This is a genomic window from Nocardiopsis sp. B62 (assembly GCF_018070675.1).
GTDB lineage: Bacteria > Actinomycetota > Actinomycetes > Streptosporangiales > Streptosporangiaceae > Nocardiopsis > Nocardiopsis prasina.
Window position 1 is genome coordinate 45,311 of sequence record NZ_JAGPXK010000018.1, and the last position, 22,373, is coordinate 67,683.

Consider the following 22,373-nt stretch of genomic DNA (forward strand, 5'->3'; position numbering starts at 1 on the left):
AATGGGGTATGGGTGGGGTCGGGCCTGGCGCGTGGCGCTGCTCGCGGGATGGGTCGCGCTGCTGGCGTGGGCGGTCCTGCACGGACCCGACCTGGAGACCGTGCGGGCGTGGACCGCGGACGCCGGACTCCGGGGCGCCGTGGTCTACCTGGCCGCCTACGTCCTGGCCGTGCAGGCGCTCGTGCCGCGTCCGGCGCTGAACATCGCCGGGGGACTGCTGTTCGGCCTGGCGGCGGGGGTGCTGCTGGCCCTGGCCGGGGGAGTGCTGGCCGCGGTCGTCCAGTTCGCGGTGGCCCGCCACGTGGCCGGGGACGCGCTGTCCCGTCGTCTCCCGGAAAGGGTGCGGAACCAGCTGGAGGGCCTGGTCGGGTGGCGGGCGCTCATGGCCGTCGTGCAGCTACGACTCATCCCGGTGATCCCCTACCAGATGGTCAACTACGGTTTCGGGCTGACCGGCCTGCGGGCCGCGCCCTTCGCCGTGGGAACCGCCCTGGGGTCCCTGCCGGCCACGGCCGCGATGGTTCTGGTCGGCACGGGCGGGTCCGACCTCGGGTTGCCGGTGGCGGTGGCCACGGGAGCGGCCGCCGCGCTCCTCGCGCTGGTCTGGTGGCTGCGTTCGCGCCGTCGCCGAGCGCGGGAACCGGAGCGCCGGGCGCGGACCTGATGGTGTGGTCCGCGCCCGCCCTGCACCGGCTCAGCCGAACAGGGCCACCTCGTCCGGTGCGGGACGATCCAGCTCGAAGGGGAGGATCTCCCCGCCGTCGCTGTCAGTGACACGTGGTTCCTGGAGGACCTCCGGTTCCTCCCCGGCCCGGTTGCGCACCACCATCACACCGGAGTAGCCGCTGTGGTCCTCCTCGGTGGCGACGAAGGGCACCAGGCCGGGGCCGCTCCACTCCCGTGAGTTGAGGGTCTGGAGCAGCCGCTCGCGGTCCAGGTCCGGTCCGACCTCCATGAGGAGCTGGGCGAACAGGGTCGCCTGCACCATGCCGTACACGGTGGTGTCGGTGAAGGGGGCGCCCTCGTTGTACTCCTCGTGGATCTCCCGGTAGAAAGCGGTCCAGGGGTCGTCCTCCTGGGCGGCCATCGGGAGGAACGCGGTGATGATGAGGCCGTCGGTGAGGGTCTCGGGCGGGACGTCCTCGGCGGGGGTGCCCTCCGCGTACTCCTCGACGAGCTGGGAGATGGTCTCCACGTCGCCGCCGAAGCTGGGCGCCACCCACTGCGGTTCGTAGCCGATCTCCTGGGCCTCGAGGATGGCCAGGCCGAGGAAGGCGGGGATGCAGTAGCAGACCGCGACGTCGGCGTCGGCCGCCTTCAGCTCGGCCACCTGGCCGTCCAGTTCCGGGACGCCCGGGTCGTAGGACTCCCAGGCGACGATGTCGTCGATGAGGTACTGCTCGATCCCCGAGTGGGAGGCGGGTCCGACGTCGTCGTTCTGGTAGAGCAGACCGACGTCGTCACCGGAGAGGTTCTCCGCGATGTAGGCGCCCTGGACCTTGGCCTCCTTGGAGTAGTCCACCTGGAAGCCGTAGCTGTGGGGGTACTCCTCGGGCTGGTCCCAGGCGAGCGCGCCGGAGGAGACGAAGAGGTCCGGAACGCCCTCGTCGTTCAGCTCCTCGATGACCGACTCGTGGGTGGGGGTGCCCAGTCCGCCGAGCATCGCGAAGATCCCGTCGTCGTCGACCAGGGAGCGCGTGACGTCCATGGTCCGCGCCGGGTCGAAGCCGTCGTCCTCGACCCGGTAGTCGATCTTCCGTCCGTGGATGCCGCCGTTGTCGTTGATGTGGTCGAAGACGGCGCCCGCCCCGGCGGAGACGTGCGCGAACCCCGGGGAGGCCGGTCCGGTCAGCGGCTGGTGGGTCCCTATGACGACGCTGTCGTCGGTGACCCCCGGCGTGGTGGCGGGGGAGGTCTCCAGGTCGGCTGACTCGGGGCCCGCGCAGGAGGCGGCGAGTACCGTGACGGCGAGCGCCGCCGCGGCTGTTCCCAGTGTTCGCATGGTGGCTTCCTGAACTCGGTCGTGCCTTCTCGGCTGGGCCCGGTGGCCCGTGGGGGAAAGCGGCTTCGTGCTCGGGAGAGGGAGAGGAGGCGACGGTGCCTACTCGCCAGTACGTTACCGGCTGGTAAACATCATACGAACGGGCCTCGCGCCCGCAACCACGGGTGGCCCCAAGGGGGTCGGTGAACGGCTCGGCCCGGAGCGTCGCAGGCCACGGCGGGTCGTCTGCGTCCGGTGGACGTGTCGGTGCGTCGGTGTGGGGTGCTTCGGTCAGGAGCGGACGGGGCGCGCGGCCGGGCGGCCACGCTCGGAGGGGGTCCGGTCCAGGAGTTCGCGGGCGAGCCTGGCGACACGGTCCGAGGCCTGGTCCACCGGGCTGTCGCGTCGCCAGACCAGCAGGTGGCGCAGCTGTATCGGAGCGCCCTCCAACTGCCGCACCACCACACCGCGCCCCGACTCGAAGTCCGCCTGGCACGGCGCGATCGCCCGGCGATCCGCGATGAGGTCGCGGATCTCCGACCTCTCGTAGAGCCGGTACGGGACCTGGGGGCTGAACCCCGCCCGCTGGCAGGCCAGGTAGAAGCACTCCGGCCACCCGGTGCCGTCCGGCGGCGTCAGCGCCCACGGACACTCGGCCAGGTCCTCCAGCCGGATGTGGGTCTCCCGCGCCAACGGGTGCTCCGACCACAGCGCCACGTGCAGGGGGTCCACCGCGAGCATCGCCCAGGCCAGGGGGCCATCGGTCGGAAGGTCGCGGTCCACGTAGTCGATGGTGGTCCCCAGGTCCAGCCGCCCGGCCCGCACCAGGTCGGTGACCAGCTTGGGTGAGTACTCGGTGCGCACGTGCACCGGAACGTTGGGGAACACCTCCGGCAGCCTTGCCGACAGCTCCACGGTGAGCGGCCCGACCCCGCCCACGCGCAACGTGCTCGGGGAGGCGCCGCGCGCCGTGATGTCGTGCAGCAGGTCGTCCATTGACAACAGGACCGCGCGCGCCCGGACCAGGACGAACTCGCCGAGTTCGGTCGGCCGAACCCCCGAACGTCCCCGGTGGAAGAGGGGGCCGCCCACTTCGCGCTCGATCCTCTGCAACTGGGTCGTCAGCGCGGGCTGGGACGTGGACAGCGCGGCGGCCGCCTTCGTCACGCTGCCGGTGTCGGCCAGGAGACAGATCGTTCGCAGGTGGCGGAGTTCGAGGTCCATGCGTGGAATCTAAGGCGCCGGGTGCCTCTGTGTACAGGCGTCGTGGGCAGAACGGACGAGTCGCACATCCTGTGCGGTGTTCCGGTCCCTTCGAGCCCTTCCGTCCAGGGTTGACCGGTCCGGTGGCACCTGGGTTCCGTCCGGCGTGGTTCGTTGGGATATGGTGCCGTGCGTCACCATATAGTTGGATGACCTACTACTTCGTGGGGAACCCGCGAAGCCGGTCGGTCCGAGGCGCGCCTGGGGCGCCCAACCGTGGGAGAGTTCATGGCGGTCGAACGCACGCTGCACACACCCGAGGCCGAACAGCTCCTGGAGCTGACCGGGGAGATCGTGGACAAGGAGATCGCCCCGCGCGCGGCCGAGGACGAGGAGGGCTCCGTCTTCCCGCGCGACGCCTTCACCACCCTGGGGCGGGCCGGGCTGCTCGGGCTCCCGTACCCGGGGGAGTACGGCGGCGGCGACCAGCCCTATGAGGTCTACCTCCAGGTGGTGGAGGAACTCGCCCGGGGCTGGCTCGCGGTCGGCCTGGGAGTCAGTGTCCACACGCTCTCCTGCTACCCGCTCGCCACCTTCGGCAGCGCCGAGCAGAAGGCCGCTCACCTGCCCGCCATGGTCGGCGGCGAACTCCTGGGCGCCTACTGCCTCTCCGAGACCTCCTCCGGCTCGGACGCCGCCGCCCTGACCACCCGCGCCGATCGCGCCCCGGACGGCTACCGGGTCAACGGCGCGAAGGCGTGGATCACCCACGGCGGCCAGGCCGACTACTACGCGCTCTTCGCCCGCACCGGCGCCCCGGACTCGGGCGCGCGCGGGATCAGCTGCTTCCACGTCCCGGCGGACACCTCCGGACTCGGATCGGCCACGCCCGAACACAAGATGGGCATGCGCTCCTCTCCCACCGCCGGGGTGACCTTCGACGACGTCGATCTCGGCGCCGACGCGCTGGTGGGGGAGGAGGGGCGCGGCTTCGGGATCGCCCTGTCCGCCCTCGACTCCGGCCGTCTGGGCATCGCCGCGTGCGCCGTGGGCGTGGCCCAGGCGGCGCTGGACGCCGCGGTCACCTACTCCCGGGAGCGCCGCCAGTTCGGTGGCGCCATCGGCGACTTCCAGGGGATCGGCTTCATGCTGGCCGACATGGCCACGCAGATCGCCGCCTCCCGCGAGCTCTACCTGTCCGCCGCCCGCCTGCGCGACGCCGGACGCCCGTTCGGCAAACAGGCCGCCATGGCCAAGCTCATGGCCACCGACACCGCAATGAAGGTCACCACCGACGCCGTCCAGGTCTTCGGCGGCTACGGGTACACGCGGGACTTCCCGGTCGAGCGCTACATGCGCGAGGCCAAGGTCCTCCAGATCGTGGAGGGCACCAACCAGGTGCAGCGCATGGTGATCAGCCGCCACCTCGCCAAGGAGGCGTAGGGGGCCGCGGGGCGCCCGGCGGCGTCCGGGGCCGGGCCTACCCGCGCAGGAGTTCGGCGGTGCGCTCGGCAGGGTGCACCGTCAGCCTCACCGCGCGATCGGTCAGCACGGCCAGCGCCGACCGGTACTCGGGCCCCCGATCCAGGTCCGAGAGCCAGGCGGACTCGGGGCCGCCTCCGCCCTCCCAGGCCAGCAGGCGCGCCTCGGTGTCCGGCGGGCTGACCGTCACCCTGCGCAGTCCGCCCGACAGCCCCAGTCCGGTCGCCTTGAGCAGGGCCTCCTTGCGCGCCCAGTAGCCGAAGAACGCCCCCGTCCTGGCCTCCTCCGACAGCGCGTCCCAAGCCGGACGTTCGCCGTCGGACAGCGAGTACCCGGCGAGCCCGGCCAGGTCTCGGCTCTCGGAGATCCGCTCCACGTCCACGCCGACCGGCACCTCCCGGGCCAGGGCCAGGGCCACCCACTCGCCGGAGTGGCTGACGGAGATCTCCCACCCCCGGGCCGCACCCGAGGGCACGGGCTTGCCGTGCGGGCCCCGCTCACCGGCCCGGTCCTCCTCCGCGCCGGTCCGGGACTTGTCCTCGCAGGAGCGGCAGCGCAGGTCGAAGGTCACCGTCTCCGGCGCGCAACCCGCCCTGTCCGCCAGCACCAGGCGCGACAGGGCGCGGCCCAGCAGGTGGCGGTCGCGGTCCGCCTGGAGACGGAACCGCGACTGGCGTTCGAGTTCGGATCTGTCCAGCAGACGCAGCAGGCGTTCACTCGCGGCGGAGGTGTGGGCCCACCACACCGTGGAGTCGAGGGGCGCGGAGCTGAGGGTCATATCTCCCATTGTCGCTGATCTTCCGGGTGATCCGTGGTGTGAGCCGAACCCAAACGGGGCATTCGGTAGGTGGCAGGTCAGCCCGCCCCCTTGGAGGCTCAGATGTCTGTCGTCATGCTGCTCGGCGCCGGAGCGCTCGTCGGCCTCGTCACGCTCACCGTGCTCTTCATGGTGACCCTCCTTTCCGACAGGCCGGAGAGCGAGGCACAACCCACCAGGGACCGGTCCGTACTCTAGGGAGGCGCGGTCCCCCGCCGTGCGCCTCGACCAGCACGGAAGGACGGGCCCGTACCCATGACCGAGGAGAGCCGACCGGCCTTCGCCGCCGAGCGCCGGGAGCGCATCCTGGAACTGGTGCGGGCCAACGGCAGCATGTCCCTGCGCGACATCGCCGCCAAGGTGCGCGCCTCGGAGGTCACGGTCCGCCGTGACGTGCGCGCCATGGAGGCCGAGGGCCTGCTCGACCGCCGCAGGGGTGGCGCCGCGCTGCCCGGCAGGATCGGGCACGAACAGAGCTACACGGGCAAGAGCGGCCAGTGCGCGGCGGAGAAGGCCGCCATCGCCACGGTCGCCGCCCGCCTGGTCCGACCCGGCGACGCCATCACCATCGGCCCCGGCAGCACCGCCGAGGCCCTCGCCCGGGCCCTCCTGGGGCACGGGGACCTCACCGTGGTCACCAACTCACTTCGGGTCGCCGACGTCCTGGCCGGGGCCGCCGGGGTCGAGGTCGTGATGACCGGGGGCACCCTCCACGCGCCCATGCGGGCCCTGGTCGGGGCGGCGGCCGAGGAGTCCCTGGCGGGACTGCGGGTCAACCGCGCGTTCCTGTCCGGCAACGGGGTCAGCGCCGACCGTGGTCTGAGCACCCCCAACCCCGCCGTGGCCAGTGTCGACCGGGCCCTGTCCGCGTGCGCGGAGGAGACCATCGTCCTGGCCGACCACACCAAGGTCGGCGCGGACACCATGGTGACCACCGTCGCCCCCGAGGAGATCGCCCACCTGGTCACCGACAGCAGCGCCGACCCCGAGGTGCTGATGACCCTGGAGGAGACCGGGGCCCTGGTCCACGTCACCGTGGTGGCCGACGAACGCGGCCAGTGACCGTCGCGGGAGAGCGTGCGCGCCCCCTTCGGGACGGATGGAGCGCGTACCGCGGCGTCCGCACCTATTGTGTGGTGAACGTCCAGTGCGTGATCCTGGACGCGCCCCGCCCTCGTCAGTAACGACGTCCGCCCTCCCAGGAGCCGCCGCGCATGTCCACCCATCCGTCGCACCCGGAGCCCGTCCCGACCGCGTCGGCGCGGATCACCCCCGAGCCGGTCGCGCTGCCCGAACCCTGGCGCAGCTCCGCCCTGACGGTGGTCGTGCCCACCTACGACGAGGCCGGGAACCTGCCGGTCCTGGTGGCTCAGCTCATGGCGTTGGACCTGCCGCGGCTGCGGGTCGTCGTCGTGGACGACAACTCGCCGGACGGGACCGGTGAGGTCGCCGACAAGCTCGCGCTGGAACTCGGCGGACGGCTGTCCGTGGTGCACCGCACGCGCAAGGACGGCCTGGGCCGCGCCTACGTGGAGGGCATGACCCGCGCGCTGGTGGACGGCGCCGACTACGTCGTGCAGATGGACGCCGACCTCAGCCATCCGGTGGGCTACGTCCCCCAACTCCTGGGCACCCTGCACTCCACCAACGCCGGGGTGGTCATCGGCAGCCGCTACGTGCCCGGTGGGAGCCTCTCCGAGGCGTGGGGGCTGCGCCGCCGCCTGCTCAGCGGCTGGGCCAACTCCTACGTCAGGCGGGTGCTGTCCATCCCCGTCCAGGACGTCACCGCCGGTTTCAAGGTCTGGCGGGCCTCCGCCCTGGAGGTCCTGGACCTGGCCAGTATCGAGAGCACCGGCTACGCCTTCCAGGTCGAGATGCACTACCGGGCCTTCCGGCGCGGCCAGAAGATCATGGAGATCCCCATCCACTTCGAGGACCGGGTGGTCGGGCAGAGCAAACTCGACGGCGCGGTCGCTCTGGAAGCGGCGCTGCGGCCGTTGAGGCTGCGCCGCGCGGAGAACGCCAGGCGCTGACGCCGGCCGTGTCCCCCTTCACCGATCAGCGCCGAACTGCGATCATGCGGGTGACTGGACGGTGAGCAAGGGGGACCACATGTCCGAACAGCCCTACGACGTGGACGCCGACATGGGGGAGGACCCCCAGGAGAGCGAGATCGCCGAGGCCGAGAGCCGACAGAACCCGGACGCACCCGTGTACGGGTACACCTTCGAGGACGAGAGCGAAGCCACCGAGCGCGGCATCGACGAGGGTGTCCGGGAGGAACGCGACGACGTCATCCCGAGGGAGGACTTCGACCTCGACGAACCCGGTGCGGAGTCCGAGGCCGTCCGCGAGGTGGACGAGCCCGACGAGGCCTGAATCCGAACGGGGCCCCGGGAAGCCGACAGTGCTTCCCGGGGCCCCGCACGTGTTGCAGGGCTGTCCGCCGGGGAACCGTCGACGTCTGATCTTTCGAGACCGACCCCCCGACCGCTGCCCGCCCCCACCAGGGGATTCGGTGTCGTCGTCCCCTCGCCGCGAAGAGAGTTGTCCACAGGGTCGCGGGGGACGTGTGATCTTCGAGGTCAATACGGGGAAGAACTTTGGTAAGGAGGCGGACACCGTGACCGAACAGCCCTACGAAGTGGACTTGGACCTGGGAGACGACCCGCAGGCGACCGAGGTCGCCCAACGAGAACGGGTCCTGGATCCCGACCACAACATCCTCAGCTACGACTTCGAGGACGACGACAGCCGAGGCAGCCTCGGGATCACCGAGGGCGTGCGTGCCGAACACCTGGGCGCCATCCCCAGACAGCGCTGGGGCGAGGGCCTCAGCGCGGAGGAGGCCGCGCTGAGCGTGGTCTCGGACCCCAACGCCGTCAACGACCTGCCCTTGGAGGGATACGAGCGCTGACCGTGCTCAGCCGCGCCCGTGCTCGGATCGGTCCCCCGCGGTCGACCCCGGGCAGGAGCGCATCGGAGGCCCGGACACGCCGCAGAAGCGCAGCGGCTGGTCCTCGCCGAGCGCCTCCACCGCGGTGCTCTCCTCGGGGAGCGACCCCCGGTCGGCGGCCTCGGAGGCCTCGGGCATCCGCCCGCGCGGCAGCACCAGGGCGCACAGCGAAGCCAGAACGCACAGACCGGCCAGGATCAGCATGGCGGTGCCGAACCCCGCCGCGAGCGCCGTCGAGTCCCCCTGCGCCTCCGGACCCTCACCACCCGAACCGCCGATCCCCGCCAGGACCGGCACCGCCGCCACACCGATCAGCTGCGCGCCCCTCGCGAACGTGTTGTTCACCCCCGACGCCAGCCCCGCGTGCCGTTCCGTCACCGAGGCGAGCACCGTCGCGGTCAGCGGTGCCACGGTCGTGGACAGACCCAGGGCCACCAGCAGGACCCCCGGCAGCACCCCGGTCAGGTAGGGGGCCTCCTCCTGGAGCAGGGACAACACCACGAAACCGGCGGCCAGCAGCAGCGGACCGACCACCAGCTGGATCCTGGGCCCGATCCGGGCGGCGAGCTTGCCCGAGCGCGCCGACAACAACAGCATCAGCACGGTGATCGGCAACGACGCGGCTCCGGCGGCGACCGGGGAGTACCCCGCCACCTCCTGGAGGTAGATCACCATCAGGAAGAGCAGGGGCCCCAGGGAACCGTAGATCAGCACCGTGGCCCCGTTGGTCACGCTGAACGGCAACGACCGGAAGATACCCAGCGGCAGCATGGGGAAGGGCTTGCGAGCCTCCGTGAACAGGAACGCGGCCAACGCCGCCACACCCACGGCCGCACCCGTCCACACCGCCGGGGTGGAGCCCACCGCACCCCACTGGATCAGCGTGTAGGTGATCCCGGCCAGCGCCACCACCCCCAAAAGCGCACCGCTGTAGTCCAGACGTCCCGTGGCGGTGGAGTCCCGGGACTCCGGCACACGGAACCAGGCGATCAGCAGCACCACGACGGCGATCGGCAGGTTGATGAGGAAGATCAGGCGCCAGTCGCCGATCTGCACCAGCCAGCCGCCCACGAAGGGACCCACCGCCGCGGCCACACCCGTCAGACCCGACCACGCGCCGATCGCCCGCGCCCGGTCGTTCTCACGGAACCCCGCCTGGAGGATGGCCAGGCTTCCCGGGGTCAGCAGCGCACCGCCCACCCCCTGGATCACCCGCCCGGCGACCAGCCACTCCAGGGACGGTGCGAACGTGCACAGCGCCGAGGCGAGAGCGAAGACCCCCACTCCCACCATGAACAGCCGCACCCGGCCGAACTGGTCGGAGAGCGAGCCGCTGAGCAGGATCAGGGCGGACAGCGTGACCATGTAGCCGTTCACGATCCACTGGAGTCCCGCCAGCCCCGTGTCCAGGTCGCCCTGGATCGCGGGTAGCGCCACCGTCACCACCGTCGAGTCCAGGAACGCCATTCCCGAACCCAGGACCGTGGCGGTCAGCATCCACCGTGCCGCGGGAGTTCCCCACGCGACCTGACCGGCGACCGGTACCGAGGCCGAACCACTCATACGACACCCCTCCAGAGGACTACCGACACCATAGGAGCGGACCCCCACCCGTGGGTGGGGGTCCGCGCCGATTTTCCGTCGTCCTGTTCGGTTTTGACCAGTGGCTACTCGCTGGCGAGCGCCCCGGTGATCGAGGTCCCGGCGGCCCGGCGGGCGGGCAGCACCGCGGCCAGCAGACCGGCGAGTACCGCGATCGCGATGAACACCGCGATCTGGGCACTCGGGATGCTGAACACCAGACCCGGGAGGACCGCCGCACCGGCCGCCCAGCCGAACAGCACGCCCAGGGCGATACCGATCCCCGCGCCGATCAGGCACAGCAGCACGGCCTCGACGCTCAGCATCCGGCGCAGCTGCGCCTTGGCCAGACCCAGCGCCCGCAGCAGAGCGGACTCCCGGGTGCGCTCCAGGACCGACAGCGCCATCGTGTTGGAGATACCGAACACCGCGATGACGATCGCCAGTCCCAGCATCGCCGCGATCGTGTAGAACGCGATGTCCATCATCTCGGAGAACTGGTTCTTCATCTCCGCGACCGACATGACCTGGACCATCGGGTAGTCGTCGACCGCCGCGTAGACGGCCTCGCGCACCTCGGCCGGATCGGCACCGTCAGCGGCACGAAGGTGCAGGTAGCGGCTCTCCTCGATCTCGGGGAAGGCCGCCGAGAAGTCGTCCGGAGTGATGGTCGCGCCCCAGAAGGCGGCGTCGTCCTCGACGACCGCGGCGATCTCCAGGTCGAGGTCCCCACTCGGCGCGGGGACGGTGAAGGTGTCACCGACACCCAAGCCCTCCGCGTAGTTCTGGGACAGGACCACGCTGCCGGAGTCCAGGTCGGCCAGGTCACCCTCGACCACCTCGCCCTTGATGTCGGAGCCCACCTCGGCGCCGTAGAACGCGGTCACCGGCAGGGCAATCGACCCGGCGAAGGAGTCGTCGTCCAGATACGTGGACCGCTCGGACATCACCCTGTCCAGCATCGGGCTCGCGGCCAGCTTCTCCTGGACCTCGTTCGGAACGAGGGGGTCACCACTCGCCTCGTCGGCGGGCGGTTCCTCGTCGGTCACGCCCTCCGCAGCATCCTCAGCACCCTCAGCGCCCTCCTCCGGGGAGGTCTCCTCGGTGCCCTCCTCCGGCTCGGTGGCGCCCTGGACCTCGGGCGGGTACTGGGCGCTGATCTGGTAGTCGACGGGGAACTGCTCGTCGAGCTGCTCGGTCAGCGTGGTCTCGAACGACGCGCTGATCACCGAGTAGCCGGTGATGAGCGTGGCGCCCACCGTGAGCGCGATCATCGCGGTCGCGGCTCGGCGCGGGCTCCGGGTGGAGTTGTCCACCGCCAGCATGCTGGGCACACCCACGCGGCGCAGCGGCACGCCGACGACCCGCACGATCCCGCGCACCAGCAGCGGGCCGAGGACGACCACGCCCACGAAGGCGATCAGGGCCGCGCCGGTCACGACGAACAGGCTGTTCGGGTCCGCGTTCATCGACCGGCTCAGCATCACCAGGGCGGCGGACACGGCGAAGGCCAGCACTCCGAACACCACGCGCACCCAGCCGGTGCCCTTCTCCAGACCGGAGGCGGTGGCGCTGGTACGCAGCGCCGCCAGCGGGGCCACACGGGTGGCGCGCGCTGCCGGAACCAGAGCGGAGAACACGGTCATGAGCGTGCCGACCAGCAGACCCACGATCACCGCGGTGGGGGTGACGACCAACGAGGCCGTGACGTCGGAGTCCACCAGCTGTCCGCCGAACCGGGCACCGGCCGCGCCCACACCCACACCGGCGAGCACGCCGAGGGCGGAGGCGACCAGACCGACCACGAACGACTCGGCCAGCACGGAACGGAAGACCTGACCGCGCTTGGCGCCCACGCAGCGCAGCAGAGCAAGTTCACGCTGGCGCTGGGCGATGAGGATCGCGAACGTGTTGTAGATGACGATCCCGGCGACGAACATCGCGATGACACCGAACAGCAGCAGAGCGATACGCATCATCTCGGTCTGCGCGCCCGCGCTCTCGGCCATCTCCTCGCCGTACTCGGCTCCGGTCTGGACGTCGGTACCGGTCACCGTGGCGACGGCCGTGGCGGCCTCCTCGGGGGACGTCCCGTCGGCGGCCCGCACGTTGACCTCGGAGTAGCCGGACGCGCCGGTCATCTCCTGGATGGTGTCCGGGGAGAGGACCACCGCGCCGCCGAAGCTGTAACCGGCGTCGACACCGAAGTTGACCAGCCCGGTGACGGTGAACTCGCGCTGTTCCTGGTCGGGGTCGAGCACCGTGACGGTGTCGCCGACCTCGAACCCGGTCTGGTCGGCGGTGGACGTGGCCAGGGCGATCTCGTCGTCGGAGGAGGGCAGCTCGCCCTCGCTGGCCGAGAAGCGGCTCGTCTCACCGAACGCCACGGCGGCGGGCGGGGTGAAGCCGAACGCGCGGCCCTCGGCGTCCAGGAGCACGGCCTGGCCCCGGATCAGCCCGTCGGCCCCGGCGACCTGCGGCAGGGCGCGGATGTCGTCCAACACGGCGTCGTCGAAGGGGACCGGTTCCAAGCGGAAGCCGTCCTCGTCCACGCCTTCCTCGGCCTCGGGGACGGCGATGGCGTCGACGCTGGTCGCCGACCCCATCACGGACTTCTCGTAGCTGGCCTTGAGGGTGTCGGCGAAGACCAGGGTTCCCGAGACGAACATGACACCCAGCAGGATGGCCAGCACGGTGGTGACGTACCGGGACTTGTGGAGTCTGAGCCCGGCGAGTGTGGTGCGCAGCATGGAGCTCAGGCCTCCAGCTTCAGCAGTCGGTCGGAGACGACCTCGGCGGTCGGGTCGTGGACCTCGTCCACCAGGCTGCCGTCACGCAGGAACACCACGCGGTCGGCGTAGGAGGCCGCGACCGGGTCGTGGGTCACCATGACGATGGTCTGGTTCAGGTCCTTGGCGGAGTCGCGCAGGAACGCCAGGACCTCGGCGCCCGAGCGGGAGTCCAGGTTTCCGGTGGGCTCGTCGGCGTAGACCACCTCGGGGGCGTTGAGCAGGGCCCGGGCCACCGCCACGCGCTGCTGCTGGCCGCCGGAGAGCTTGGTGGGCAGGTGGTTCAGCCGGTCGCGCAGGCCCACCACGTCGACGATGTGGTCGAAGCGGGCCTGGTCCACCTTGCGCTTGGCGATCTGGGAGGGGAGCAGGATGTTCTGCTCCGCGGTCAGCATCGGCAGCAGGTTGAACGACTGGAAGATGAAGCCGATCCGGTCGCGGCGCAGGAGGGTGAGGTCACCGTCGCGCATGCCCGTGATCTGGGTGCGGCCCAGGTGGACGGTGCCGGAGGTGGGTACGTCGAGCCCGGCCAGGCAGTGCATCAGGGTCGACTTGCCCGAGCCGGAGGGGCCCATGATGGCGGTGAACGCGCCCCGGCGGAACTCCACGTCCACACCGGCCAGGGCGTGCACCTGGTTGCCGCCGGTGTCGTAGATCTTGGTGAGCCCCCGAGCCACCACCACCGGCGGGGCTTGGACCGGGGACGTGGGCTTCACAGCGGACTCGGTCACGACAGAACAACTCCAGAACTCGGGAAGGTGAGGGCGCCGGTGGCACGGGGTGCCCCGTGCTCCTCGGCGTGTGTCTCCACGCTAGGTCCGTGACCACCCCCGCCACCTCGGTCTGGGGGCTGATCCTCACACCGGCCAAAGGCATGACGCGGAGCGGGTTCGGGACTCCTTCGTCAGGTTCCACCCCCGACTTTCGTAGGGGGTGAGACCGGCGAGCGGGTCGCTCACCCCCACGAGAAACCCCCTTGAACTGCTCAAACGCCGGTGAGACTACTATCGGAGGCCCGGTGCTCCGTGTCGGTCGAACGGACGACCCCCGCCGGGGACGCCGCCGTAGACTCTGGCGGATGACAACGTGGTTGCGGGATCGCCTGGGGGACCTCAGTGCCCTGTTGGGTCACAACTGGAACTGGTGGTGGAAGCGTCGGCTGCGCTTCGCCGACTGGTTCTACGCCGTCTTCACCCTGCCCTTCACCGGGATGGGGATGGTCGTCGGTGTCGGCGGCAACCTGGGCCTGATCACCTTCCTGCTCCCCCTGGGGTCCGGCCTCATCTCCAACCAGTGGGTCGTCCTCGGCTGGGGAGTCCTCGTCTTCGTGCTGCCGGGCTTGTTGGCCTCGGCGACGATGCTGTGGCGCCGCACCGCACCGAAGTGGCTGATGCTGGTCGGTCTGGCGCTGCTGTTCCTGTACGGGAACCCGGTCCCGCTGATGGTGGGCCTGTACTCCTACCCGGCGCACTTCAGCGAGCGCCGCCCCCTCACCGCCTTCTTCCTGCTGGGCCTGCTGGGCACCGCGGTCAACCTCGGCCAGTCGGTGCTCGGCTTCCTTATGAGCGCGATCCTCGTCCTGGTCGTCCCCACCATCGCCGGCCTCTGGATCGGTACGAGGCGCCAGCTCATCGACCGCCTCCACGAACGGGCCGAGCGCCTGGAACGCGAACAGCACATGATGGCCGAACAGGCCATCGGCGCCGAACGCACCCGCATCGCCCGGGAGATGCACGACGTCGTCGCCCACAGGGTCAGCCTCATGGTCCTGCACGCGGGCGGCCTGGAGGTCTCGGCCGCCGACGAACGCACCGCCGAGGCCGCTGGACTCATCCGCACCACCGGGCGTGAGGCCCTGTCCGAACTGCGCGGCATCCTCGGGGTGCTGCGCGACGAGGGCACCGACACCGCGCCCACCGCGCCCCAACCCGTTCTCGAGGACCTCGACCGTCTGATCACCGAGTGGCGCGGGGCCGGTATGGAGGTGTGGTGGGAGACCTCCGGCCGGGTGCGGCCCCTCCCCGCGGCGATCCAGCGCACCGCCTTCCGGATCGTCCAGGAGGGGTTGACCAACGCCGCCAAACACGCCACCGGAGCCCGGGTGGAGGTGTGGCTGCACCACGGTGAGAGCCAACTCGAGGTGGAGGTGGCCAACGACCCGGCCCGGTCACCCGGCCAGGCCCCGCCGCGCAGCGGATTCGGTCTGACGGGTCTGCGTGAACGCGTGGTCCTGGCCGGGGGAGAGTTGACTTCGGGAGTCTGCCCGGACGGAGGATGGCGATTGCGCGCTATCTTGCCGGTGGGGGAGGAGACCTCCCCCGAACCGAACAGCTCCGAGGTCGAGGAAGAGGGCACCGACGGTGATCCGCACGCTCCTGGTCGATGACGAACTCCTGGTCAGGTCCGGCCTGCGGATGATCCTGGAGGCCGACCCCGGGATCGAGGTGGTCGGGGAGGGGAGCGACGGCGAGGAGGCCGTGCGCCTGGCCGAGGAACTCGGCCCGGACGTCGTGCTGTTGGACATCCGCATGCCCGGCACCGACGGTCTGGCCGCCGCCGCGCGGCTGAGCACGCTGCCCCACCCGCCCAGGGTCGTCCTGCTCACCACCTTCGACCTCGACGAGTACGTGCACGCCGCGCTCCGTGCCGGGGCGGTCGGGTTCCTGCTCAAGGACACCCCGCCCCGCGAGCTCATCAACGCCGTGCACACGGTGCACGAGGGCCACGCGATGCTCGCGCCCAGCGTCACCAAACGCATGCTCGAACGCTTCGCCTCACCCGCCCCCGCCGACTCCGCCGCCGGGCGCACGGAGGCCGTGCGCAGGCTCTCGGTGCTCAGCGAACGCGAACGCCAGGTCCTCGTGGCGGTCGCCGAGGGCAAGTCCAACGCCGAGGTCGGCCGGGCCCTGGACATGCGGGAGACCACGGTCAAGGCGCACGTGAGCCGTATCCTCGCCAAGCTGGACATGTCCAACCGGGTGCAGGCCGCCATCCTCGCCCATGACGCGGGCTGGGCCTGAGCAGACGTGACCGGGTTCACCCCCGGGCCGAAGACCCCCGCCACCGGGCGCTCCGCGCCGCCCACGATCGCCCGGATCGTCCCGAGTGGCCCCCATCCCCGTCTCGGTTGCGTCTACCCGCCGGTAGCTCGGTAACCTGCAAGGCGATCCGCACCCGGAACAACACGTCGCGGCCGTCGTTCGACGGCCGCAGAGAAGAGGAACCCCTATGTCGCGCTCAGTACTGGTCACCGGTGGCAACCGAGGGATCGGTCTGGCCATCGCCCGTGAGCTCGCGGCTGGTGGGGACAACGTGGCGGTCACCTACCGTTCCGGAGAGCCCCCGGAGGGTCTGCTCGGCGTCCGCTGCGACATCACCGACTCCGCCCAGGTCGACGCCGCCTTCAAGGAGGTCGAGGACGCCCAGGGGCCCGTGGAGGTGCTCGTCGCCAACGCCGGTGTCACCAAGGACCAGCTCCTCGCCCTCATGAGCGAGGACGACTTCTCCTCCGTCCTGGACACCAACCTCACCGGTTCCTTCCGGGTGGCCAAGCGCGCCGTGCGCGGCATGATGCGCAAGCGCTTCGGCCGCATCGTCCTCATCTCCTCCGTCGTGGGCTTGCTCGGCTCCGGCGGCCAGGCCAACTACGCCGCCTCCAAGGCCGGGCTGGTCGGCTTCGGACGCTCTCTCGCCCGTGAGCTGGGTTCGCGCAACATCACCGTGAACGTGGTCGCCCCCGGCTTCATCGAGACCGACATGACCGCGGCCCTCAGCGACGAGCGCCAGGCCGAGATCAAGAAGAACGTCCCCCTGGGCCGCCTCGGCTCCACTGAGGACATCGCCAGGACCGTCGGTTTCCTCGCCGGGCCCGGCGGCTACATCACCGGCGCCGTGATCCCCGTCGACGGCGGCCTGGGCATGGGTCACTGAGCCGACTCGACCAGACCCACCACACACAGGACGGACCATCATGGGAATCCTCGAAGGCAAGCGCATCCTCGTCACGGGTGTGCTGACCGACTCCTCCATCGGCTTCCACGTCGCCCGGCTCGCCCAGGAACAGGGCGCCACGGTCGTGCTCACCGGCTACGGGCGCCTCGGTCTGGTGCAGCGCATCGCCAAGCGCCTGCCCGAGACGCCGCCCGTCCTCGAACTGGACGTCACCGACGACGAGCAGCTCGCGAGCCTGGCCGAACGCGTGGGAGAGCACGTCGACGGCCTCGACGGCATCGTGCACTCCATCGGCTTCACCCCGCAGGACGCCCTGGGCGGCAACTTCCTCAACACCGAGTGGAGCGACGTCGCCCAGGCGATGCACACCTCCACCTTCTCCCTGAAGTCGCTCACCACCGCGCTCCTGCCGCTCATGGACAAGGGCGGCTCGGTGGTGGCCCTGGACTTCGACAACAGCGTCTCCTACCCCATCTACGACTGGATGGGCGTGGCCAAGTCCGCGCTGACCTCCACCGCGCGCTACCTGGCCCGCTACGTGGGCGACCGGAACGTCCGGGTCAACCTGGTCTCAGCGGGACCGCTCAGCACCATGGCGGCCCGCAGCATCCCCGGCTTCGAGGAACTGGCCAAGCACTGGCCCGAGCGGGCGCCCCTGGGCTGGGACGTCAGCGACCCCGAGCCCGCCGCCAAGGCGGTCGTGGCCCTGCTGTCGGACTGGTTCCCCGCGACCACCGGCGAGATCGTGCACGTCGACGGCGGGTTCCACTCCACCGGAGCCTGATCCCTGTGTGGGCGGCATCCCCTCGGGGTGCCGCCCACACGTGTGTTCGCGGCACCGGTACCATCTGCCCCGGCGGCACGGTGTCGTTTCGGAAGGCGGACGGTATGGATCTGGGACTGTCGGGGGCGCGGGTCGTGGTGACCGGCGCCAGCAGGGGGATCGGCCGCGCCATCGCCCAGGTGTTCGCCGAGGAGGGCGCCGACCTGGCCATCTGCGCCCGCGGGTCCGACGCCCTGGGCCAGGCCGCGCGGGAGCTCTCCGACGCGGGCGCGAAGGTTTTCACCCGGGCCCTGGACGTGACCGACCACATCGCGCTGCCGTCCTTCGTGAACGACGCCGCCTCCGAACTGGGCGGCCTCGACGTTCTGGTCTCCAATGTCTCCGGAGGCAGCGCGCCCACCCCGGACCAGTGGGAGCGCGGGTTCAACGCGGACCTGATGCCGTTCGTGCGCCTCACCGAAGCGGCGAGGCCCTACCTCATCGGCTCCGAGCGCGGCGCCGTCGTCCTGGTCTCCACCACCTCGGCGCTGCACGTCACGACCCCCGCCGGAGCCCGCTCCTACGGCGCCGTCAAGGCGGCCCTGAACCACCACGCGTCCTCGCTGGCCCGCGAGTGGGCGCCCGACGGCGTGCGCGTCAACACGGTCTCACCAGGGCCCACCGAGTTCCCCGGCGGTGGCTGGGAGCGCCGCCGCGACAGCGACCCCGACTTCTACGAGAGCGTCCGCGAACGCGTCCCCTACGGCCGCCTGGGTCGCCCGGAGGAGGTGGCCCGCTCGGTCGCCTTCCTGGCCAGCCCCGCCGCCACCTACGTCACCGGCCAGAATCTGGTGGTCGACGGCGGCTTCCTCGACCAGGTCTGATCCACGGGGTCCAGTGGCCCGAGGGCCATGAAGAGAAACCGCCACGGGACTTCGACATCTCCCTGCCCTGAGCCTTGTGGGGAAGTGGTCGGGCCCGCCTCTGAACAGCAGCCGTCCCCTGCGCTGCGGCATGCCCTCGTGCTTGTGAGGACCATCGGATGAGAAGTTCCATGGTCGCGTACCGCCACGTGTCACTTCGTGCCGTTCCGTCCCGCGCCATCCGGATCCGGATGTCGTCCTGTGCCGCGTCGTACCGCCCGCTGACGTCCCGGTCCAAACTGCGGAGCACGAACGGAGCACACAAGCCGGGATGCGTCCGTTGGTGGGGGGGCGAAGAATCAGGCAGGCTGATGCTCCACGCATGTTGCTCATTGTAGTCTGAGGATTCTTTTAGGTAGTTGTCATGTGGCAACTGTTGCCGGGGGCCACATGTGGACACCATGACCCGATGTCGGTACCCAGTACCCCGCGTGGGGTCCGCAGGGGTCTGAGCGGTGTGTTGCGCCCTGGTGTTCCTGCTGTGCATAGCACCGCCACCGCTACGTTCTGCTTCTCGGCCGGTTAAACCTGCTGGAAGGTCCCCTCACCCTGGGTGAGGGTGGTGACGGTGGGGTGATCGCTCCCCGGCGCGCAGGGCTCGTAGTCTTCCCGGGCCGCATCCTCGCACCTGGTTGGCTTCTCGTGCCCGCTCCATGGTTCCGGCTGGTCGGGGATTCCTTATCCCCTCTCCACCGTCTTGGAGCGTTCCCCCTCGTGAGATCCCACCCCGTGCGCGCGTTTGTGGCCACCACGGCCGCCGCCACCCTCACCCTCGGATTGTTGTCGGCCCCACCGGCCTGGGCTGATGAAGGCCCGCACTCTCCGGCCGACCGCACCGTCCCCGTCCCGGAGACCTGGGAGCCGGGTGAGGCCAACACCGACCCCACCGGCGGGGACCCGCCCGAGGTGCCGTGGACGCCACCGGGCAACGACCCCGACCCCGAAGCCCACACCGCCGAGGACGCCGAAGCCTTGGTGGGTACCTGTGCTGATGGCATCAACCGGGGACTCCAGCCCTGGTACCCGCTAGAGCGCCACCAGATCAGCGACCGCCTGGAGATGGCGGTCAACACCCAGAACGGCAACCTCGTCGTCCAGCACCGGGACCTGACCGTCGCCGGGACCGGTCTGGATCTGTCGCTGTCCTCCTTCTACAACTCCGCCCCCTCCTTCGACGGGTGGACCCAGACCCACGGCCGCCATGTCGGGCTGAACATCTTCTCCAACTCCATCATCTTCCAGGGCCCCTCCGGTTACTGCGAGAGCTTCGAGGCCGAGGACGACGGATCGTTCAATGCCCCGGCCGGGCTGAACGCCGACCTGGTGGAGTTGGACAACGGTCACTACGCGCTCACCTTCCACCGGGGCGAGTATGCCGACCAGGTGTGGACCTTCAACGCGCAGGGCTGGTGGTACTCCCAGGCCGACCGCAACGGCAACACCCACCGGCTGCGCTACGACTCCGAGGGGCACCTGGCCTCGATCGTGGACACCCAGGACCGGGTGAGCACCTTCGGCTGGCAAGGCAGCGAGTTCGCCCCGGAACTGGTGGAGATCACCGACCCCATCGGTGAGAGCGCCACCGCCCAGGAATGGGAGGGCGGCCAACTGGTCACCCTGACCGACCGGGCCGGTCAGGAACTCGGGTTCGACTACACCGACGACAACCAGCTCTCAGCCATCACCGACACCACCGGCGCCACCTGGTCCATCGCCTACAACAGCGACGGCCAGGTCTCCTCACTCACCGTCCCGGACGGCTCCGAGGATGGGGCCCGCACGTCCTATGCCTACGACGGCGGCTTCGCCAACACCGAGACCGTGGTGAGCGACCCCAACGGCGGGGAATCGACCTTCACCTTTGATGACCAGGGACGCCAGACCGACGCCACCGACCAGGTCGGCAACAGCCGCTCCCAGGCCTGGACCGTCAACTCCGACGTCGCTTCGACCACCGACGCTCTGGAATCCTCGGTCACCTACACCCACGATGAGTTCAACAACCTCATCGGCACCGAACTGCCCACCGGCGCGGCCATCTCGGTCGGCTTCGCCGACACCGCCAACCCGGCCAAGCCCACCAGCGTCACCACCCCGGACGGCGACGAGCTGTCACTGTCCTACGACAGCGCCGGGAACTTGACCGCAGCAGTGCAGGAAGACATGGACATCGAGGTCTCCTCGATCTCCTACACCGGCCAGGGCCTGGTCTCCTCGATCACTGACGCCAACAGCAACACCACCAGCTTCACCTACGACAGCGTGGGCAACCTGACCGAGATGGCCGAACCCGGTCCGACCGGCGCCACCACCTTCGGCTACGACTCACTGTCGAGGGTGACGTCGGTGACCGACGGCAACGGGGTGAGGCTGGACTACGGATACGACCGGCTGGACCGGATCGTGTCCATCTCCCACGACGGTGACGTGCTCCAGAGCGTGGAGTACGACGGCAACGGTCGCCAGGTCGCCACTCACACCGATCAGGCCACCACTACCTGGTCCTACAACGGCCGCGGCGACCTGACCGCATCAGAGCGCACCGACACCGCAGGTGCGGAGACGACCAACTACACGCACGACGCGGCCGGTAACGTCACCGCGATCACCGAACACGGCAACACCACCGAATACGCCTACGGCGCCGCGTTCCGACTCACCTCGCTGACCGACCACACCGGCGCCGAAACCACCTTCGACTACGACGCCAACAACCAGCGCACCTCGATCACCCACCCCGACGGGGCCGAGGAGGACCGGTCCTACGACGCCTCGGGGCGTCTGACCGGTATCACCACCACCGGAGCTGAGGGACAGGAACTCCTGGCCGCTTCGTACTCCTATGACAACGACGGCTCCGACAGCGCCCAGTTGCAGTCGCGCACCGTCAACGGTGAGGCGGAGAACTTCTCCTACGACGGGCTGCAGCGCCTGGCCAGCAACGGCCAGATCGACTACACCTACGACGACGCCGGCAACCTCCTCACCTCGGGTGAGGAGGAGTTTGCCTACAACGAGGCCGACCAGCCCACCACCGCCCGGGGCGAAGACATTGCGCATGACGAGGCCGGGAACATGACCGGCCGCGGCGAGTACGTGTACGAGTACTCGGAGACCAAGCAGAACACCCGCATCGTCGACGGCGACGGGGACCTGGCCGCGTGGTTGAGCTATGACACCACCGACCAGACCCAGATGCGCGGTATCACCGACGTCCACGACGGGGACCGTGTCGAGCGTCAGCTGTCCAACACCGCACTGGGCGTCACCAACATCGCCTCTGAAGGGGAGCGCACCAGCTTCGTGCGGGACCCCAACGGTGAACTGATCTCCATGGTGGCCTGGGACGGGGACGAGCGGTTCCACTACACCCTGGACCATCAGAACACCGTCCTCGCGTTGACCGCCGAGGGTTCGGAGGCCGATGTTCCGGACGCGGTCTATGAGTACAGCCCCTACGGCGAGCAGTCCTCTGACACTCTGGACGGAACCCGGGCCGGAGAGCTGAACCCATTTGGCTACACCGGCGCCTACCAGTTCCAGGACGGGACCGTGCACCTGTCCCACCGCTTCTACGACACCTTCACCCTGGGCTTCACTCAGCCCGACCCCTCCCGGCAGGAACTCAACAACCACACCTACGCCGCGTGCGACCCCATCAACCGAATTGACCCTTCCGGCCTCTCTTCTTTCAGTCAGTGCATGGGTGATAGAATTGCTGACACCGTTGTTGTGGGTGTCATCGGAGGAACTATTACTGGTGCTTTTACGGGCGGCATTAAAGGCGCCGCTCTTGGCATGGCTGGAGGGCTGGTTGGTGGAATTGTTGCCGGGGCTGCACTAGGCCTTATGCGCTGCTAGTCAGAAACCTGCACCAAGTCTGCTTGTTGGCGGGCCGCCCCAAGGGGGCGGCCCGTGTGAGGGGGA

At 70.0% G+C, this 22,373-nt stretch carries 19 protein-coding genes; 13 read left to right on the forward strand and 6 right to left on the reverse strand.

The features are described from left to right. Position 1 precedes the first annotated feature (1 nt). Positions 2-664 (forward strand): TVP38/TMEM64 family protein, encoded by a 663-nt coding sequence (locus KBX21_RS18570; RefSeq protein ID WP_210842665.1) that lies wholly within the window; start codon positions 2-4, stop codon positions 662-664. 30 nt (positions 665-694) lie between these two features. Here the strand turns inward: KBX21_RS18570 and KBX21_RS18575 are convergent, their stop codons facing one another. Beyond that, positions 695-2,002: an ABC transporter substrate-binding protein gene (locus tag KBX21_RS18575; RefSeq protein WP_210842666.1), complete on the reverse strand. Its 1,308-nt coding sequence runs from the start codon at positions 2,000-2,002 to the stop codon at positions 695-697. Between the two features lie 270 nt (positions 2,003-2,272). Further along, positions 2,273-3,205, reverse strand: coding sequence for a LysR family transcriptional regulator (locus KBX21_RS18580; RefSeq protein ID WP_210842667.1), 933 nt, complete (start codon positions 3,203-3,205; stop codon positions 2,273-2,275). 267 nt (positions 3,206-3,472) lie between these two features. On the opposite strand from KBX21_RS18580, the gene KBX21_RS18585 reads away from it, so the two are divergent. After that, on the forward strand, positions 3,473-4,627 hold the full coding sequence (locus tag KBX21_RS18585) for an acyl-CoA dehydrogenase family protein (protein ID WP_210842668.1): 1,155 nt from the start codon (positions 3,473-3,475) through the stop codon (positions 4,625-4,627). Between the two features lie 37 nt (positions 4,628-4,664). On the opposite strand, the gene KBX21_RS18590 is transcribed toward KBX21_RS18585, so the two are convergent. Beyond that, on the reverse strand, positions 4,665-5,444 hold the full coding sequence (locus KBX21_RS18590) for a 4'-phosphopantetheinyl transferase superfamily protein (RefSeq protein WP_210842669.1): 780 nt from the start codon (positions 5,442-5,444) through the stop codon (positions 4,665-4,667). A gap of 102 nt (positions 5,445-5,546) precedes the next feature. Between KBX21_RS18590 and KBX21_RS26965 the strand changes: the two genes are divergently transcribed. The 5 genes from KBX21_RS26965 to KBX21_RS18610 all read left to right on the forward strand — a co-directional run bounded on the left by KBX21_RS26965 (position 5,547) and on the right by KBX21_RS18610 (position 8,400). After that, on the forward strand, positions 5,547-5,681 hold the full coding sequence (locus KBX21_RS26965; RefSeq protein WP_282104569.1) for a hypothetical protein: 135 nt from the start codon (positions 5,547-5,549) through the stop codon (positions 5,679-5,681). A 57-nt stretch (positions 5,682-5,738) separates the two neighbouring features. Next, positions 5,739-6,545, forward strand: a complete 807-nt coding sequence (locus KBX21_RS18595) for a DeoR/GlpR family DNA-binding transcription regulator (protein ID WP_210842670.1) — start codon at positions 5,739-5,741, stop codon at positions 6,543-6,545. Between the two features lie 152 nt (positions 6,546-6,697). Then, positions 6,698-7,516, forward strand: coding sequence for a polyprenol monophosphomannose synthase (locus KBX21_RS18600; RefSeq protein ID WP_210842671.1), 819 nt, complete (start codon positions 6,698-6,700; stop codon positions 7,514-7,516). A gap of 79 nt (positions 7,517-7,595) precedes the next feature. Continuing rightward, on the forward strand, positions 7,596-7,862 hold the full coding sequence (locus KBX21_RS18605) for a hypothetical protein (RefSeq protein ID WP_017545549.1): 267 nt from the start codon (positions 7,596-7,598) through the stop codon (positions 7,860-7,862). A gap of 244 nt (positions 7,863-8,106) precedes the next feature. Continuing rightward, positions 8,107-8,400: a hypothetical protein gene (locus KBX21_RS18610; RefSeq protein ID WP_210842672.1), complete on the forward strand. Its 294-nt coding sequence runs from the start codon at positions 8,107-8,109 to the stop codon at positions 8,398-8,400. Between the two features lie 6 nt (positions 8,401-8,406). Here KBX21_RS18610 and KBX21_RS18615 read toward each other — a convergent pair whose 3' ends face one another. The 3 genes from KBX21_RS18615 to KBX21_RS18625 all read right to left on the reverse strand — a co-directional run bounded on the left by KBX21_RS18615 (position 8,407) and on the right by KBX21_RS18625 (position 13,540). Next, positions 8,407-10,002: an MFS transporter gene (locus KBX21_RS18615; protein ID WP_210842673.1), complete on the reverse strand. Its 1,596-nt coding sequence runs from the start codon at positions 10,000-10,002 to the stop codon at positions 8,407-8,409. A gap of 104 nt (positions 10,003-10,106) precedes the next feature. Further along, positions 10,107-12,770, reverse strand: coding sequence for an ABC transporter permease (locus KBX21_RS18620; protein WP_210842674.1), 2,664 nt, complete (start codon positions 12,768-12,770; stop codon positions 10,107-10,109). A gap of 5 nt (positions 12,771-12,775) precedes the next feature. Beyond that, complete coding sequence (locus tag KBX21_RS18625) at positions 12,776-13,540, reverse strand: ABC transporter ATP-binding protein (protein ID WP_017545553.1); 765 nt, start codon at positions 13,538-13,540, stop codon at positions 12,776-12,778. A gap of 347 nt (positions 13,541-13,887) precedes the next feature. On the opposite strand from KBX21_RS18625, the gene KBX21_RS18630 reads away from it, so the two are divergent. The 6 genes from KBX21_RS18630 (at position 13,888) to KBX21_RS18655 (ending at position 22,307) form a co-directional block, all read left to right on the forward strand. Further along, on the forward strand, positions 13,888-15,195 hold the full coding sequence (locus tag KBX21_RS18630) for a sensor histidine kinase (protein WP_210842675.1): 1,308 nt from the start codon (positions 13,888-13,890) through the stop codon (positions 15,193-15,195). Continuing rightward, positions 15,170-15,829 carry a response regulator transcription factor gene (locus KBX21_RS18635; RefSeq protein WP_210842676.1) on the forward strand — a complete coding sequence of 220 codons (660 nt, stop codon included), beginning with the start codon at positions 15,170-15,172 and terminating at the stop codon, positions 15,827-15,829. The genes KBX21_RS18630 and KBX21_RS18635 overlap by 26 nt, the downstream gene beginning before the upstream one ends. 208 nt (positions 15,830-16,037) lie before the next feature. Next, the gene (gene fabG, locus KBX21_RS18640) at positions 16,038-16,739 is read left to right on the forward strand and encodes a 3-oxoacyl-ACP reductase FabG (RefSeq protein ID WP_210842677.1); all 702 of its coding nucleotides are present in this window, start codon (positions 16,038-16,040) and stop codon (positions 16,737-16,739) included. 40 nt (positions 16,740-16,779) lie between these two features. Beyond that, complete coding sequence (gene fabI / locus KBX21_RS18645) at positions 16,780-17,544, forward strand: enoyl-ACP reductase FabI (RefSeq protein ID WP_210842678.1); 765 nt, start codon at positions 16,780-16,782, stop codon at positions 17,542-17,544. A gap of 104 nt (positions 17,545-17,648) precedes the next feature. Next, complete coding sequence (locus KBX21_RS18650; RefSeq protein WP_210842679.1) at positions 17,649-18,407, forward strand: SDR family NAD(P)-dependent oxidoreductase; 759 nt, start codon at positions 17,649-17,651, stop codon at positions 18,405-18,407. A 753-nt stretch (positions 18,408-19,160) separates the two neighbouring features. Beyond that, positions 19,161-22,307 (forward strand): RHS repeat-associated core domain-containing protein, encoded by a 3,147-nt coding sequence (locus KBX21_RS18655; RefSeq protein WP_307869233.1) that lies wholly within the window; start codon positions 19,161-19,163, stop codon positions 22,305-22,307. Positions 22,308-22,373: the final 66 nt, after the last annotated feature.